Raw genomic sequence first — 15993 nt, 5'->3', positions numbered from 1 at the left:
GGGCTCTTGTCCTGGCTTTCAGGCAACTGGAAGGGAAGGAACGTGCGATGAGCAACAGCAACGGCAATGCGAGCAGCGACCAGAACCCCTCGGCACGGCGGATCTACGCGAAGGAGCTGGGGCGCCTCCGGGAGCGGTCGGGGCTGAGCCTGATGCAGCTCGGTACGGAAACCAGGTACGAGCAGTCGTATCTGCACCGGCTGGAGAAGGGGGAGCGGCTCGGTTCGTCCGACGTGCCCCGGGTGCTGGACCGGTACTACGACACCGGGGATCTGCTCGCCGACCTGTGGGAGCTCGCCAAGCGGGAGAAGACGCAGGGGCAGTACGAGGGCTTCATGGACGTGGAAGCCGAGGCTCGGAACATGCAGGAGTTCGTGGCGGGGGTGATTCCCGGGCTGCTCCAGACCGAGCGGTACGCGGCGTCCTTGTTGAGCACGGACATGACGGCCTCCCTGGACGAGGTGGCCCGGCGGGTGCGAGAGCGTATGGCGCGGCAGGCGCGGCTGTTCGGCGGGTCGAACCTGCTGGAGTACCGAGGGGTGATCCACGAGGCGGCGCTCCACAGCGCGCTGAAAGACCCCGACGCGTGGACGGAGCAGCTCGAACGGCTGATTGCGGCCGCCGGTATGCGGCATATCACGCTGCACGTGATGCCGTTCAGTGCCGGTCCGCACATCATGCTCGGCGGCTCGCTGACCATGCTGTGGCTGAACAGCGGCCGCAACATCGGCTACCTGGAAGGCAACGTCAGCGGTCAACTCATCGAGGATTCGGAGGAGGCGGAGCAACTGCGCTTGGCCTACGATCAATTCCGGGACTTCGCGCTGTCGCCGGAAGAGTCCCTGGCCCTGCTTCGAACCACATTGGAGGACCACCAGTCATGTTCATCGCAGCCAAGGACCTGAGCGGCGCCGCGTGGCGCAAGTCGTCGTACAGCAACGGGAACGGTGGCAACTGCATCGAGGTTGCCGACGGCTTCGCCGGTGTGGTCCCGGTGCGCGACTCGAAGGACCCGCAGGGTCCCGCGCTGGCGTTCTCCGCCGACGCGTGGGCGGCGTTCGTGGGCGCGGTGCGCGCCGACGAGTTCCCCACGGTCTGAACCGCTCCGCCGCCGAATGGCGCAAACGGCCGGCCCCCAGCCCCCGTTTGCGCCATTCCGCCGTCCCCCCGGGAGGCGTGGGCATCCTTCGTCACCGCAGCCCGCACCGACCGTCTGCGCACCGCCTGACCGTTCCCCCGCGTCCGATGGCGACTTCGCGCCATCGCCATCACCCTCCGGACCCACCCTCGTGGTTCTGGAGGGCGTGCAACTCGGCGAACAGGCCGCCCCGTGCGAGGAGATCCTCGTACGTTCCGCTCTCGACGACCGTGCCGTCTTTCAGTACCAGTACACGGTCGGCGACGCGCGCATTGGCGAGGCGGTGGGTGATGAACACCGCGGTGCGTCCTTCGGCGAGTGCCTTCAGGCGGCGGAAGACCTGGTGCTCGCCGCGGGCGTCGAGCGCGGCCGTGGGTTCGTCGAGGAGGAGCACGGACGCGTCGGACCGGTGGAACGCGCGGGCGATCGCCAGCCGCTGCCACTGCCCGCCTGACAGGTCGTGCCCGCCCCACCAGGACCGGGCCAGAGACGTGTCGAGCCCGTGGGGCAGCCGACGCAGGACATCGGCGGCGCCAGCGGCAGCAGCTGCGGCGTGGACGGCGGCGTCGCCTGCGCCGGCCGGGGTGCCGAGGGTGATGTTCTCGCGGGCGGTGAGCGGCCAACGGGTGTAGTCCTGCGGCACCATCGACACGTTCGCCCACACGCTCACCGGGTCAGCCTTGGCCAGGTCGATGCCGTCCCACGTGATGGCCCCGGTGTCCGGCAGGTAGAGGCCGGTGAGCAGGTGCGCGAGGGTCGTCTTCCCGGAGCCGTTCTCTCCGACGAGCGCCACGACTTCGCCGCGCTTCAGCTCCAGTTCGATGCCGGACAGGGCGGCCGTGCCGGTGCCCGGGTAGGTGAACGAGACATCCGTGGCGGTGATGACGTCCGGTCCGGTCGGCGGCACGATGGCGTCGCCGCGTCGGGTGCGGTGCCGTCCGGCGTCGGCGAGGAAACGGGCCCAGTCGTCCAGGAACAAGCTCGTACGGAACAGGCCGGCCGCGGAACGCACTGCGGCGGTGAGGCTGCTGTTGGAGGCGCGCAGGGCGACCAGCGCGGTGCCCGCGGCCGCGACCGCGATGTGATCTCCGGCGATCAGCGCGATCAGCGCTGCCCACGTACCGGCCAGTACCAGCGCGGATGCGGCGTCGCCGAGGAGTTGCACGCGCAGCGCGGTGACCGCCCCGGCCAGGCCCTGGCGCTCCAGCCGGTCGGAGACCTGCCGGTACCGGTCGGCCAGGAAGCCGCCCATGCCGCACGCCCGGACCTCCGCCGCGGTGGTCCGGGTGGTGGAATAGTTGCGCAGCAGCTGGCGCAGCCGACGGTCGGCGACGGCGGCGTGCGAGGTGGCGTGCTCGATCCTGGCCGCGCGCACCGCGGCCGCGCCACGCGGCACGGCGGCTGCGATCAGGAGGACGGCCAGCAGCGGGTGCAGGGTGACCAGGACGAGGGCAGCCGCGGCGATCTGCGCCGCGGCGGACACCAGACTCTGCGTGTCCTGGACGAGGTCGCGGGCGGCTTCGGCGCCGTTGCCCGCCGCATCCAAGGCGTCCTCGAAGCCAGGTTCCTCGTACGCGGCCAACTCGACGGCGGCGGCCGCCGCCAGGACTTCGACGTCCGCTTCGCGCGCGGCGCGCGGGGCCAGGCGCGCGGCCGCGCCGCGGGCGGCGGAGTCGGCCAGGGCCCGCGCGGTCAGCGCGCCGCACACCGTCAGCAATGACGGGACTGCGGCATGCGCGGGCCCGGACAGGCCGTGCCCGGCGGAGTGCGCATCCAGCAGGTCCAGGGCCTGCCGGACGAGGGTTGTGGTCGCGGTGAGCGCCACGGCCGCGAGCACTGCGGAGAGGGCCTGGGCAGCGGCCATCGTCAGCAGCGCGCCCCGGTCTGCGCGCCAGCCCAGTGCGACGGCGCGTCGTAGGGCGGTCGGCAGGCCGCGGGCGACGGCGGCCGTGCTCATGTTGACGGTGGTGTCGTGGTGGGTGTCGGCCTTGAGGGTCATCGCCGGCGGCGCGACCGCAGGAGCGGGCGTTGAAGTCACCCGCCTGGTGTAGAGCCCGCCGCAGGGCCGCCGCACGGGATTACCTGCCCCGCCGACGGCGGCCGGGCAGGTCACCCCTGAAACGGCGTCACCTCGACGCCGTCATATTCACTCGTGTGGGTGAAGTGGGAGCGGGGGGAAGACCGCCACCAGCACCCACGAGCGGACCGGGTCGTCGTGCTCCAGCCCGTAGGAGGTGCCGTCGGCGAGCAGCACCCAGGCGTGGGCCTCGTTCGGCAGGGGACGGGAGCCGAGCACCCAGTGCGCGCGGCGCCCCTTCAGGCCGAGGCCGATCATCAGCGCGAGGGAGACTTCCAGGCACGCGATCCGGCCGCGCCACCACCGCGGGCGCTGCCGCAGGATCGCCTGGTGTAGCGCCCCGGCATGGCACGGCGCGGCCGCCGGCAGCCGTCGCGTGGCGCCCAGCAGGTACTGGAGCCAGCGCACCGGCAGGCGCGAGGCCGGTACGGCCAGGGCCAGAGCGGTGAGCGCCAGGAGACGCGTTCCGAGTCCGGAGAGCAGCACCGGGGACTTGGGGCGGGTCATGCCGTCCTCCAGCTGGTGAAGCGGCGCCGCCGGGGGCGGCCCGGGTGGGGGGCCTGGCTGAGCAGGCCCTGCTCGGTCAGCTCCGTCACGATCCCGGCGACCACCTGCTGCGCCCGCTCGACGGGCAGGCCGGTGCCGGCCACCTCCTGCACCAGTTCCGGCAGCCGTTGGGCCAGCGCGGCGTCCCAGATCCGCCGGCTGTCCTCATCGAGCCAGACCCACCGCCCCGTCCGGACGTTGAGGACCGCGGTGGCGCCGTGACCGATCCGGGCACTGCGGATGTCCTCAGGTCGCGTCAGCATGCGGCGCTCCCTGCTGCGGCGGGCGGCACCGCCATTGCGGACAGCCCCTCCAACCACTGGCTGGAGGACAGGAGTTGGTGGAGCGCGGGCAGGGGAGCGCGGGCATCACCGGCTGCGGCCGTGCGCAGTGCCCCGACGACCGCCGAGACGTCGAACAGGGCGTTCACTAGTGGACTGGCCTCCAGCAGCGCCTGCAAGCGGCTGCGGTTGGCCCGCAGCCCGGAAAGCAGTACCGGCCCGAAGCTCCCCTTCGAGCAGCGGCCGGTCAGCCACGCGGGCAGATCCGGCCGGGCGGCCGCCAGCAGCGGCTTGTACAGCCCGGTCCTGCGCCGCTCCGCGGCCGGAACCGTGAAGCAAGCCCGCACCATCACGTTGTCCAGGAACGGGTGCGCCGGCCGGACCCCGAGCACGTCCAGGAGCGGTTCCTCGTCGCGTGCGACAGCACCACCCATCCGTAGCGCGGCCCAGTCGTCCCACTCGCCGGCCAGGCCGTCCCCGTTGCCCGCGGCGGAGGCGCGCAGGAGGTCGGCGACGACGGCCCGCCCGTCGGCGGTCAGCCAGGCCGACGCGCCCCCGATACGACACCAACTCCACACGTTGGAGCCCGGCTCCGGCAGTCCGGCGGCAACCCGCTCGGCCGCCGCGCGCAGCGCTTCACGTCGACCGGCGGACCCTTCCTTGACCTGGCGCCACATCGGCCCGGGCGCCTGGTCGATGGCCCGGGCGTAGGCGACGACCGCGGTGTGCGCCTCCCGACGCCGCCCGCGCTGGAGCAGGTCGGTGAACGCGGCACTGGAGGACTCCAGCACGACATCACCGCCGTGCCCGGTCAGATGGACGGCCGCTCCGGCGACCGGCCGCAGGTACGCCGCGTCCATGCCCGCGTTGGCGGCCGCCAACGACGGGCCGTCCGTGGCCACCGGCGGCTCCACCGCAAACGACCAGGTGCTCTCGTCGCCCTCGCACACATGATGCGCAACGCCCGTTGCCGCAGCCACACGCCGCGCGAACGCCGTATCCTCGACGGACGCCAGAGGACCGGCGTAGGTGGCCGCCCGTACCGGGACGCTGCGGACAGCGGTCATCACCACGGTGGAGGAGTCCAGGCCCCCGGACAGGTCCGCGCTCACCTCCTCGGCGTCCCCGATCGCCGCGGCCACCGCGGCATCGAGCGCGTCAGCGACCGCGGGGGCAGCCTCTTCCATGCTCCGGGGCGCGGGCAGCGCGGCCACGTCGACCAGCTCGCCGCGCTCGCCCGTCGTCAGCAGCCCGAACCCGCCCGGTACCTGGCGCACTCCGCAGTACACCGACTGCGTCGGCCAGTGCTCGGCGCCGGCCACCGTCCGGGCTGCTAGCAGGGCCAGGTCCGGTCGGCCGCCGACCGCGGCGGCGACCCGTGCGGCCTGCGAACTCCACACGAAGCCCGTCGACGTCGGGGCCCAGAAGACCGCGCGGCACCCGGCCAAGTCGCCGGTGACGAACCGGCGCCGCCCGTCGTCGACGACCACCCAGTACGAGCCCGGCCAGCGCGTCACCTCGGACCACCGCCCCGAGCGCACGGCCGCCAAGGCGGCGGCCCGCACCGCGTCCTTCGAGACGCTGCACCGGCCGAGCACGGCCGCGCGCACCGGCCCGGCTTCCGCTACTGCCACCAGCGCGTCCGGCGCGCACCGTAGCCCGGCCAGCCCCGGCACAGGCAGCCCATCCACCGCCGCGCCGTCGGACACCCACACAACACCCACCGTGTGCTCCTCTCCCGAACTGGGAGCGGCGCGGCCCGTACGGGACCGCGCCGCTGATCATCAGCTGCCGCTCAGGCCAGGTTGCTGCCGACGGCGTCCGCCGACGGTGCGAAGCTCGACTCGAACCACATGTCCTTGTCGCGGTCGTTGAAGTTCTGCCGACCGCGGGTCGCCGCCACCAGGGCCTGCACACTGACCGACGGGGCGAACCCGCTGTGCTCGTAGTAGTCGCCCTTGTCGCGGAGACCGGCGTCCCCGCGGCCGCGGGTGGCCACGGCCACCTCGCCCACGGTCACCGTCGGGGCGAACGTCGTGACGTCCATGGATTCCTCCATCAGATCCTCCGGGCGGGGTTCCGCCCGGCTGCACCCCAGACCACCAGAGCAGCAGCGCCCCCGGAATGCGGTGAAGCCCGGCGCCCCCCGGCGGGTCAACCGGCGCACCACACCACCGCCCCCCGGCGCCCGACGGCCCGGACACCGGCGAAATTCGGCGAATCCCGCCGCAACCTCCCCGCCGGCAGCGCACGGACCTACTCTGGACATCCCCGTGCGCGGAGGCATCGTGACCAAGATCAAGCCACGCAACCACGCGTTGGAACACTGGATCGCACGTATCGGGCTGACGAACCGCCAGCTCGCGCACGGCGTCACACAGGCAGCCCGCAGCCGGGGCGAACGCGGCATCGAGCCGGACGAGTCCAGCGTGCGCCGTTGGCGGGCCGGCGAGATACCGCGGGCCCCTGTCCCGGATCTCCTCGCCGCGTACCTGACCGTCCGCACGGGCGTGGCCCTGGCGCCCGCCGACGTCGGCATGCCCGGCACCCCGCGCACCACTGTCGACCCACGCCTGCCCTGGCAGGCCGCCAGCGCCATCGACGCTGTCGCAGCACTCACCCGGAGCGAACTGATGCAGCCCCACACCCGCCACAGCAAGGACGCCGAGGACGTCCACCACGGCCCCGATCTCCTGCACCCGCTCCAGAGCTGGACGACCGCCTGCCCCGGGCCCGTCGCCCGCGAGCACGGCGGACACATCGGCGCCCCCGAGGTCGACGGCCTGCGCGCGATCACCGCGATGTTCCGCGACGCCGACAACCGCCACGGCGGCGTCCTGTCACGAACCGCCGTCGTCGCGCAGATGTCCGACGCTAACGCCATGCTTGCCTGCTCCTACACCGAGGACACCGGCCGCGCACTGTTCTCCGCCGTCGCCGACCTCGGCTCCGTCGCCGGGTGGATGTCGTTCGACGCCGGCCGCCACGCCTCCGCCCAGCGCCTGTTCATCACCGCGCTGCACGCCGCCCACGAAGGCGGGGACCGGGCGCTGTGCGCGCACATCCTCCAGTGCATGGCCCGGCAGATGTCCCACCTCGGCCACTACGACGACGCCCTCGAACTCGTCCTCCTCGCCCGCTACGGCGCCCGCCGGGACATGACCCCCGCGACGGAGTCCATGCTCCTGGCCCTGGAGGCCCGCTTCCACGCGATCCTCGGCCGCCCCGAAGACAGCGCGCGCAGCGCAGCACAGGCCGAGGACGCCTTCGCCCGCGTCGCGCCCGCCGGAGAGCCGGCGCACATGCTGTGGTTCGACGAGGCCGAGTTGTGCGCAACTCTCGGCGTGGCGCACCAGATCGCCGCCAAGCACCTCAGCGGACCCGACCGCGACACCCGCGCCGAACGCTCCCTGACACAGCTTGGCCGCGCCCTGGCGCTGCGCCCCGAGCACCGGGTGCGCAGCAAGGCGTTCGACCACCTCGGCCGCGCCCGCACCCACCTCGTCGTCGGCGAAGTCGCCGGCGCGCAAGAGGAAACCGGCACCGCGCTGGACTTCTTCGCCCAGCTCGGTTCCGTCCGGGTCGGTGACCGCCTCCTCGAACTCCACGCCGAAGCCGCGCCATACGCGACGACAGAGGAGGGCCGCGCGCTGCGCGAACGTATCGGCTTCTCCGTCACAGGGCGCTGAAGAACCGGGTTCGCCGGGAGCGCGCGGAACGGCCCGGAGCGGGGAGCGCGCGACGTGAGCCACCACGGCTTGACCTGGAGCGCGCACCAGATCCGAGCATGGCGGGCATGAACACCACAGACCCCGAGATCGTGCTCGGGACCATGGACTTCGGCACCCGAGTCGCCTCCGAGCGGGCCTTCGCGATCCTGGACGCCTTCGTCGCGGGTGGCGGCGTCTGGCTCGACACCGCGAACTGCTACTCCTTCTGGACCGATCCGAGCGGGGTCGGCGGCGCGAGCGAACGCGTCATCGGCGCGTGGCTGCGGGCCCGTCCGGGCGCACGCGACCGGGTGCGGATCGCGACGAAGGTCCGGCAGAACCCGCTGGTCCCGCACTCCTGGCCGGCGAGCGCCGAAGGGCTGTCCGCGCGGGCCGTCCACACGGGCGTGGAAGAGAGCCTGGCGCGGCTCGGCACCGACTGTGTCGATCTGCTCTGGGCGCACGCGGAGGACCGTGCGGTGCCGTTGGCGGAGACGGTCGGCGCGTTCGGCGAGTTGGTCGCCAAGGGGGTCGCACTGCGGGTCGGGGCGGCGAACCATGCCGCCTGGCGCGTCGAGCGGGCCCGGCGGCTGGCACGGGAGCAGGGCGTGGAGCCGTGGAGCGCCGTGCAGTTGCGGCACTCGCTGGTGCAGCCGCGCCCGTTCACCCCGGTTGCGGAGGCGGGGCACCGGATGCTCGCCGCGGAGGACCTGGACCTGGCGCGGGCGGAGGGGCTGGCCGTGTGGTCGTACAGCTCGCTGCTGTGGGGGGCGTACGTCCGCGCCGACAAGCCGCTGCCGGAAACGTACGATCACCCGGGGACGGCCCGGGCGCTCGCGGTGCTCTCGGAGGTCGCGGGGGAGTTGTCGGCCACGCCGAACCAGGTCGTCCTGGCCTGGCTGATGCGGCAGGGCATCGACCCGATCGTGGGCGCGAGCCGGGTGGAGCAGATCGAGGAGGCGCTCGCCGTGCGTGGGGTGCGGCTCGACGACGAGCAGGCGGCGCGCTTCGCCGAGGCGCGGTAGCGGTGGCTGTGGCTGTGGCTGTGGCGGGCAAGGGAGTTCGATGAGCGGTCTCACCCCGGCGGCCACGGCCGACCGTACGGGCGTGTCGATCGACACGTTGCGGTACTACGAGCGCGAAGGGCTCATCGGCCCGATCGCTCGGACCGCGGGCGGGCGCAGGCAGTACAGCGAGGACGACGTGTTCTGGATCGGCCTGGTCACCTGCTTCCGGGCGGCCGGGCTCGGGATCACGGACCTGCGCGGGTTCGTCGCCATGCTGCGCGCCGAGCACTCCGCGCAGGACCGGGTGGCCTTCCTGCGGGAGCGTCGTACGGCGATGGAGCAGCAGGTGGCGGCGCTGCGGCGGGCGATCGGCGTGCTGGACGAGAAGATCGACCACTACAGCGGTGCCCCTGGCACGGACTGACACATGGCCGGGCCACTGCTTGGCGTGTGGGTCGGCTTGACCGGTGGGCGCGTCTTCGGATGAGCTGGCCGCATGGCTTTCATCCACAAGACCACGCTGGTGCCGAGCAAGGTGGAACTCGTCGCGCCGTGGCTGGCGGCTCAGCCGTGGTACGTCGGCACGGGGCAGGCGCCCGTCCTCGACAAGTCCGGCGGGTTCCGGCTGGACGATCCGGAGGGGGAGGTGGGCATCGAGTTCATGGTGGTCACCGACACCTCGGGCGAGGGCGAAGGGCGGGCGTACTTCGTGCCATTGACGTATCGCGGGGCCGAACTCGAAGGCGCCGAGGACGCGTTGATCGGTACCACCGAGCACGGCGTGCTGGGGCGCCGCTGGGTGTACGACGGCGTCCACGACCCTGTGCTGCGGGCGGAGTTGCTCGCGCTGATCCAGGACCGGGCCGAGCCGCAGGCGCAGTCCGTCTCGGACACGCCCGACCCGACGGTGCTGCCGACCCTCAACGGCCCCGCGCTGCCGGTCGGCGCGCTCGCCACCGAGGTCGTCGACGGGCCCGACGGCACCCGCGTCACCGTGGAGACTCCCTCGTACGCCACCCACACCCTGCACCTGCCGCGCGTGCTCGACCCGGCCGCTCCGGTGCCGACCGACCCGGTGCCGCGCGCCCACCTCACCGGGCAGTGGCGGCCCCCGACCGCCGACGCTCCCGTCACGGGGGTGCTGGCGGTCCTCCACCCGGCGGCGGGTGCTTAGGCCGCCGCCTTGGTCTGGTCGTAGGGCTGGTGGACGTCGTGCGCGGCCAGGAAGGCGCGCACGGCGTCCACTTCGGCGGGGGACGCCGGCTCGGGGCGCCACAGCCGGACGCGGGCGGTGTCCGCGACGGCGAGGGTGCGGCCGTCGAGGGCGAGGCAGCCGGCCGGGCGGGGGAGCCCCGCCGTCCAGGTGCCGTCCTCGCTCTCGTACTCCCAGACCAGGGCGCGGGCGAGGATGCCGGTGAGCGGGTGGTCGCGGTAGTGGCGGGCCCAATCGGCGTACGGCCAGAGGCGGTTCTCGCGCCGCAGCTCGTACAGCCGGCGGCGCTCGGCGGTCAGGGTCTCCTCGATCCTGCCGGCCAGGTGCCGGGTCGCGTCGACGTTGTGCGACAGGTACCGGTCCTTGAAGCCGTTGGGCGAGCGGAAGGGCGCGGAGGTACGGGTGGTGGTGCCGTCGCCCTGGACGTCGATCCAGTCCACGGTGAGCCGGCCGGCGGCGGAGACGGTGAGGACTGCTTCGTAGTGGACGTTCATCCAGACCGCGCCCCGGCCGATCGGGCCCAGCAGCAAGGTGCCGTCCGGGCCGATGCCGTGGGTGGGTACGGTGCGCTCCTCGATCTGGTGCGGCGGGACCTTGAGGCGGGTGGCGGTCTTCTTGACCGTCCGGACCAGGTGCCGGTGCGGGTGGGCGGTGGGCTGGACCTCGCGGTGCAGGGTCCACAGGGCGTCCATGGCCGACAGGTCGCCGAGCGCGGTGAAGACGGCGGCGGACAGGTCGTCGTCGCGTACGTAGTAGCCGTCCAGGACGGCGGCGTTCTTGCGGGCCACCGTCAGCAGGTCCGCGACCAGGTCCGCGAGTTCGGCCGGCGAGGCGCCACGGGCGAGGTGACCGGCGGCCAGGGTGAAGCCGCAGGCGAGGGCGGTGGTGGGGGTGCGGGACGCCATGGCCAGCAGTTCTTTGTACGGGATGCCGGGGTCGGTGCAGTCGCGCAGCGACCCGTCGGCCGCGAGGGACCGGATCGCGCCCGCCACCAACTCCCGGGCGCCGTCCGCCTTGAGCAGCGCCTTCGTCTCCCGCTTCCAGGCGGTGTCGACCTTGTAGTGGAAGTCCCAGAAGGTGCCGGCCTGCCCGAGGTGCAGCACCAGCGCGGTCAGCTCCGGCGGCAGGCCCGTCACCCGGCTCCGTATGCGCTCCGCCCAGCCGTTGCCGGGGTCCAGCAGGTCGTCCACGTCGTCAGCCATGCCCGTCATCCTGGCAGGCGGCACCGACACCTCCGCTGCCCTGTGGCACGCTGGGCGGCGTGACGGGTGACGGGGGCGGCGCCGGCAGCGCCGAGGAGTTCACGGCGTACCGGCGGCGGATGTTCGGGCTGGCGTACCGCCTGCTCGGGTCCGCGGAGGAGGCCGAGGACGCGGTGCAGGACGCGTACCTGCGGTGGAGCCGCGCGGACCGGGCGGCGATCGAGCAGCCGGGGGCGTGGCTCGCCAAGGTCGTCACCAACCTGTGCGTGAACCGGCTGACGTCGGCCCGCGCGCGGCGCGAACGGTACGTCGGGCCCTGGCTGCCCGAGCCCGTCCTCACCGACGGCGGCGCGCTCGGGCCGCTGGAGTCCGCGGAGCAGCGGGACGCGGTGTCCACCGCGCTGCTGGTGCTGCTGGAGCGGCTGACCCCGACCGAGCGGGCGGTGTACGTGCTGCGCGAGGCGTTCGGCTACAGCCACCGCGACATCGCGGGCGTACTCGCCCTGACCGAGGCCAACTCCCGCCAGGTGTACGGCAGGGCGGTGAAGCGGGTGGCGGCGCGGGAGACCCGGTTCACGCCCGCGGTGGAGCGGCAGCGCGAGCTGGTGGAGTCCTTCGTGACCGCCGCGCGTGAGGGGGACCTCGCCCGGCTCGAACGGCTGCTGGCGGAGGACGTGATCTGGTGGAGCGACGGCGGCGGCAAGGTCAGCGCCGCGCGGCGCCCGATCGTGGGCCGGGTGAAGGTGATGCGCTTCCTGGCGGGCACGGTAGGGAAGCTCGGGGCCGCCCCGGGCGGCGGGCTCGCGGTACGCGTCCTGGAGTCCAACGGCGGCCCGGCGGTGGTGGTATGGGTCGGCGGGCAGCTCTACGGGGTCGTCGGCATGACGATGCGGGGGGACGCCATCGGCGGGGTGTGGTCCGTACTGAACCCGGAGAAGCTGGGCTTCGCGGCCCGGCAGCTCGCCGCCCTGCCCTGACGACGGGGCGTTCCGGGAGCGGTACGGGGGCGGTCCGGGGGCGGCGACGGACGGTCTTCGTCCGGGGCGTTTGGCGACTTCTGTCCCACGTGCCGCAGCGGTCGCCGTGTCAGAATCTCTCTGAGGCCGCGGGCGCCACGCGCCCGTGGGGGGAGGGGAAGCGCATGACGGCGGACACGTCGGAACCCAAGGTCGACAACCCGGTGCGGGAGCAACTGGTCACCCTGAAGGGCGATCTCCAGAAGCAGATGCACGAACTCGAGGGCCTCCTCAAGAAGTCCTCCTCCGATGTGGGCAAGGGCGCCACCTGGGTGGGGCCGACCGCTGACGCCTGGCACACCGAGGCCGAAGGCCGGCGGAAAGACATGCTCGGGCAGCTCAAGAAGCTGATACCGCTGGTCGAGGCGGAGATCGCCAAATGTGACCCAAAGGTGACGCTCAGTCAGGCAAAATCGATGCGTGCCGACCAGGCACGGCAGCAGTAACGGCAGCGGTAGCCGTAGCAGCAACGGCTATGGCAACGGCAACGAGTTGCAGCAGCGCGTAAGGCAGCAGTGACGGTGGGGGGACGGCATGGGGGATCACGGCAGCGGGACACAGACGGGAAGCGGCGGATCGGGCACCTCGCCGGGCAAGGGCGGGACCTCGGGAACGTTCTCGGGGATCGACCCCAAGAAGCTCCCGGGCACGATCAGTTCGCTGCAACACGACGCGAACCGACTCCATGACGCCGCGGCGGGCTTCCTCACCCGGTTCGCCCAGCACGGCATCGACACGCAGCCGCTGAGCCGGCTGGTCACCATCGCCCACTGGGCGTCCGACCAACTGCCCGGGCTCCGCCGCAGGCAGCACCTGGCCGCGGCGCTCAGCGAGTACACACCGAACACCACGATGTTCTTCGTCCCCGACAGCATGATCACCCCGGGCGCCGCGGCCAAGTCCGCCAAGGACGGCAAGGCCCTCGCGAAGCGCTACGAGCAGCAGATCCAGGACCACGGAGGAGCGGTCCCCGAAGACCTCTTCACCGACCTCGCCGCGCACTCGAAGGACGGGGACTTCCTCAACGCCTTCTACAGCGAACTCGGGCCCAAACGGCTCTCGGAGCTGTCCAGTTCGATGGCCGCTGACAGCAACGGCAGCAGCAGCCACTACTCCCAGCTGGTCTACGACCGCGACCTCATATCCCGTACGTTCGGCGCGTACACGCGCATAGCCGCCGAGGGGAAGACCAGCAAGCAGAAGCAGGACTTCTGGAAGGGCTGGTTCGACCGGTTCAACCACCCGGGCCACAACTTCCGCCCCGACTTGCTGATGCCCTTCGTCGACAGCGGCACCTACGACACGGACTTCCTCGTCGCACTCGGCGACCGCACCTTCACCACGGACCGGTCCAAGGCGGTCGACGACCGCATGCCAGGCGCCGGCTTCTCCGACCCCTGGTCGGCCGACCACTACGTCCAGTACTTCGAGGCGCTCAGCAAGGACCCCGAGGCGGCGGGCGAGTTCATGGCCCTGCGACCGGACATCATCGAGAAGGGCCTCTACAGGGGCGGCGGCAATACGACCGCCGACCGTACCGACGCCTTCGTCCTGGCGGTCAGAGCCGGCACCATCGACCTGCGCGCCACCGACACCGCGCTGTCGGACCGCAACACGGCCTGGCTCATCGCCTCCAACGCGTCCCACGACGCGTCCGACGACTCCGAGCTCCATCCGCTGCCGGCGGTCTCGCGGCTGTACTCCGAGATCATCGCCCAGCACTGGGACGACCTCGAGTACGCGATCACCTCGCCCGCGCACGACGGCTTCTGGTCCGGCAACTCATGGGACCCCAAGAAGTACGCGGAGGGGCAGGACCCCGCGCGCAAGGGGATCGAGATCCAGCCGGGCGCCTGGAAGTCCTTCATGGAGGCGGCCATCCGCGAGCCGCACGCCGCGGCGAGCATGAGCGCGTTGTTCGAGGCGAGAATGAAGTCCCTCAACAATGTCGCCGAAAACGCGAAGGTGAAGAAGTCGGACCAGGACGCCGTGCAGTTCTACAGCTTCAAGACCGGATTGCTGGGAAACTTCTACAGCACCGCCTTCACCGACACGGAGAAGGCGCTCCAGGACGAGGCCGACACGTGGGCCGAGGAGATGACCAGTTCACGGATGGCGTTGGTCAATACGGCCTACGCGCTCGCCACCGGCGACTTCGACTCAGCCGTGGACATGGGCAAGGAGAAGGGCCAGGAGTACGCAACGGGCGTCCTGCAAGGCTGGATAGAGAACCTCGTCCGCGCCACGCCCGATAAGGCACCGAAGGACCTTGTCGACGGGATCAAGGGCCTTCAGGACGCGCAGCTGAACACCGATTGGGCCAATACCATCGGTTCGCATGCCGCCTCCCTCGCGGACACCGACGAGACCCTCAAGTCGATCGATCCCGTCACGCTGCAACTGCCCGGTGAGGACAAGGCGCATACGTATACGGGCGACCCGTATGGACGGGGCGGGGGCCCGAAGTACATCGCGGGGTCGGCGACCGACTTCGTCAGTGTGCTGCGGAAGTACGGTACGGAGGACGCCATCGCGAAGATGACGCCGCTCCAACGGGACGCCTACAGCAGGTGGGTCGAGGACCCAGCGGTGGTGGCCCGGTACACCGCCCGGGGCGCCTTCCTCACGCTCCTGGGCAGTCAGACCCCTTCGTGATCAGTGGGTGGCGGGGATGATCTGCCAGGCCAGGACACCGGTCGGGGCGTCGGTGAACTCCTTGGCGAAGAAGAAGCTCTCAAGTTTGTCGCCTGTGAAGGGGAACCGCAGGACGTCGCCGTTGCAATACACGTCCGGCATGATGGCGGGATCAGGAGCGTCCATCTCCCACGAGAACCACACGGCCCCGGTCCCGGCGCAGGCCGCCTCCAGGACGTAGGCGTGGGCGTCCTTGAAGTGGGGTTCCGTCTTCATGGTGCGCATGTTCTTGTTCACGGCCCCCGTCCAGTGCATTTTCACCTCGGACGACTTCGTGAGCTTCGCCTGTGCCTGCTGCCGGAGTTGGGCTTCGCTCCGGGACGGGGTGGACGCCGGTTTGTCCTTGTGGCCGCTGGAGGAGCAGCCGCTCAGCGCCACGGCGATCACGGCGGCGGCGCTCAGCGCCCGCCATCGGCCTCTCGTCACTGCGAGCCCCCAGCCCTGTGTCCGTCGACACCCTCTGACCCTCAACGTATCCCACTTGCCGTACAGGTACTCCGCGTGGCGTTGTCACATCGGCGGGCGGCCGCCGAAGCCCTCTCGGGAAAATAGCCAGACGCCGTCGTGATCAGTGGGTGGCGGGGATGATCTGCCAGGTCAGGACACCGGTCGGGGGGTCGGTGGTCTCCTTGACGAAGAGGAACATTTCGAGGTCGTTGCCCGTGAAGGGGAACCGCAGGACGGTGCCGTCGCACAGTATCTCCGGCCAGAGGTTGGGGCCGGGGGAGATGGGGGACGCAGTCTCCCATGAGAGCCACACGGTCCCGGTCCCGGCGCAGGCTGCCTCCAGGACGTAGGCGTGGGTGTCCTTGAAGTGGGGCTTCTTCTCGATGATCCCCATGTTCTTGTTCATGGTGCCGGTCCAGTGCATTTTCACCTGGGACGACTTCGTGAGATTCGCCTGTGCCTGCTGCCGGAGTTCGGCTTCGCGGCGGGCTGACATGGGCGCCGGTTTGTCCTTGTGGCCGCCGGAGGAGCAGCCGCTCAGCGCCACGGCGATCGCGGCGGCGGCGCTCAGCGCCCGCCATCGGCCTCTCGTCACTGCGAGCCCCCCAGCCCTGTGCGCTTCGGTACCTCTCAGGTCCTCAACGTATCCCACCTGCCCCACG

The 15993-nt window shown here is 71.7% G+C and carries 17 protein-coding genes; 9 read left to right on the top strand and 8 right to left on the bottom strand.

Going from position 1 to position 15993, the window contains the following annotated elements:
- Positions 1–47 precede the first annotated feature (47 nt).
- A complete protein-coding gene (locus AC3ERT_RS24210; protein ID WP_435176765.1) occupies positions 48–905 on the top strand; it encodes a helix-turn-helix domain-containing protein in 858 nt (285 codons plus the stop codon).
- Positions 881–1099 carry a DUF397 domain-containing protein gene (locus AC3ERT_RS24205; RefSeq protein WP_435128436.1) on the top strand — a complete coding sequence of 73 codons (219 nt, stop codon included), beginning with the start codon at positions 881–883 and terminating at the stop codon, positions 1097–1099. Before AC3ERT_RS24210 ends, AC3ERT_RS24205 begins: the two co-directional genes overlap by 25 nt.
- A gap of 169 nt (positions 1100–1268) precedes the next feature.
- On the opposite strand, the gene AC3ERT_RS24200 is transcribed toward AC3ERT_RS24205, so the two are convergent.
- The 5 genes from AC3ERT_RS24200 to AC3ERT_RS24180 form a co-directional block, all read right to left on the bottom strand.
- Entirely contained in the window at positions 1269–3176 is a 1908-nt protein-coding gene (locus AC3ERT_RS24200; protein WP_435176763.1) for an ABC transporter ATP-binding protein, read from the bottom strand.
- 108 nt (positions 3177–3284) lie between these two features.
- The gene (locus AC3ERT_RS24195; protein ID WP_435176761.1) at positions 3285–3722 is read right to left on the bottom strand and encodes a lasso peptide biosynthesis B2 protein; all 438 of its coding nucleotides are present in this window, start codon (positions 3720–3722) and stop codon (positions 3285–3287) included.
- The gene (locus tag AC3ERT_RS24190) at positions 3719–4024 is read right to left on the bottom strand and encodes a PqqD family peptide modification chaperone (RefSeq protein WP_435176759.1); all 306 of its coding nucleotides are present in this window, start codon (positions 4022–4024) and stop codon (positions 3719–3721) included. The genes AC3ERT_RS24195 and AC3ERT_RS24190 overlap by 4 nt, the downstream gene beginning before the upstream one ends.
- Positions 4018–5766, bottom strand: coding sequence for an asparagine synthase-related protein (locus tag AC3ERT_RS24185; RefSeq protein ID WP_435176757.1), 1749 nt, complete (start codon positions 5764–5766; stop codon positions 4018–4020). Before AC3ERT_RS24185 ends, AC3ERT_RS24190 begins: the two co-directional genes overlap by 7 nt.
- 71 nt (positions 5767–5837) lie before the next feature.
- The gene (locus tag AC3ERT_RS24180; RefSeq protein ID WP_435176755.1) at positions 5838–6089 is read right to left on the bottom strand and encodes a hypothetical protein; all 252 of its coding nucleotides are present in this window, start codon (positions 6087–6089) and stop codon (positions 5838–5840) included.
- Positions 6090–6330: 241 nt separating this feature from the next.
- Between AC3ERT_RS24180 and AC3ERT_RS24175 the strand changes: the two genes are divergently transcribed.
- The 4 genes from AC3ERT_RS24175 to AC3ERT_RS24160 all read left to right on the top strand — a co-directional run bounded on the left by AC3ERT_RS24175 (position 6331) and on the right by AC3ERT_RS24160 (position 9933).
- A complete protein-coding gene (locus AC3ERT_RS24175; protein WP_435176753.1) occupies positions 6331–7731 on the top strand; it encodes an NsdA family TPR-like regulatory protein in 1401 nt (466 codons plus the stop codon).
- A gap of 107 nt (positions 7732–7838) precedes the next feature.
- A complete protein-coding gene (locus AC3ERT_RS24170) occupies positions 7839–8777 on the top strand; it encodes an aldo/keto reductase (RefSeq protein WP_435176751.1) in 939 nt (312 codons plus the stop codon).
- Positions 8778–8817: 40 nt separating this feature from the next.
- Positions 8818–9183, top strand: a complete 366-nt coding sequence (locus tag AC3ERT_RS24165; protein ID WP_435176749.1) for a MerR family transcriptional regulator — start codon at positions 8818–8820, stop codon at positions 9181–9183.
- Between the two features lie 72 nt (positions 9184–9255).
- Positions 9256–9933 (top strand): maltokinase N-terminal cap-like domain-containing protein, encoded by a 678-nt coding sequence (locus AC3ERT_RS24160; RefSeq protein ID WP_335970663.1) that lies wholly within the window; start codon positions 9256–9258, stop codon positions 9931–9933.
- Here AC3ERT_RS24160 and AC3ERT_RS24155 read toward each other — a convergent pair.
- Positions 9930–11174: a DUF4132 domain-containing protein gene (locus AC3ERT_RS24155; RefSeq protein ID WP_435176747.1), complete on the bottom strand. Its 1245-nt coding sequence runs from the start codon at positions 11172–11174 to the stop codon at positions 9930–9932. The two genes, AC3ERT_RS24160 and AC3ERT_RS24155, sit on opposite strands and share 4 nt — an antisense overlap.
- 59 nt (positions 11175–11233) lie before the next feature.
- On the opposite strand from AC3ERT_RS24155, the gene AC3ERT_RS24150 reads away from it, so the two are divergent.
- From AC3ERT_RS24150 to AC3ERT_RS24140, 3 genes are all read left to right on the top strand, one after another.
- Complete coding sequence (locus tag AC3ERT_RS24150; protein WP_435176745.1) at positions 11234–12151, top strand: RNA polymerase sigma-70 factor; 918 nt, start codon at positions 11234–11236, stop codon at positions 12149–12151.
- Positions 12152–12315: 164 nt separating this feature from the next.
- Positions 12316–12636 carry a hypothetical protein gene (locus tag AC3ERT_RS24145; RefSeq protein ID WP_335970668.1) on the top strand — a complete coding sequence of 107 codons (321 nt, stop codon included), beginning with the start codon at positions 12316–12318 and terminating at the stop codon, positions 12634–12636.
- Between the two features lie 88 nt (positions 12637–12724).
- Positions 12725–14845, top strand: coding sequence for a hypothetical protein (locus AC3ERT_RS24140; protein ID WP_435176743.1), 2121 nt, complete (start codon positions 12725–12727; stop codon positions 14843–14845).
- On the opposite strand, the gene AC3ERT_RS24135 is transcribed toward AC3ERT_RS24140, so the two are convergent.
- Both AC3ERT_RS24135 and AC3ERT_RS24130 read right to left on the bottom strand, forming a co-directional pair.
- Entirely contained in the window at positions 14846–15310 is a 465-nt protein-coding gene (locus AC3ERT_RS24135) for an outer membrane protein assembly factor BamD (protein ID WP_435176741.1), read from the bottom strand.
- A gap of 142 nt (positions 15311–15452) precedes the next feature.
- Positions 15453–15926 (bottom strand): hypothetical protein, encoded by a 474-nt coding sequence (locus AC3ERT_RS24130; protein ID WP_435176739.1) that lies wholly within the window; start codon positions 15924–15926, stop codon positions 15453–15455.
- Positions 15927–15993 lie beyond the last annotated feature (67 nt).

This window comes from Actinacidiphila sp. bgisy145 (genome assembly GCF_057708125.1).
Note: the sequence above shows the minus strand (reverse complement) of the source record. Positions and strands in the feature narration are given on the sequence as shown.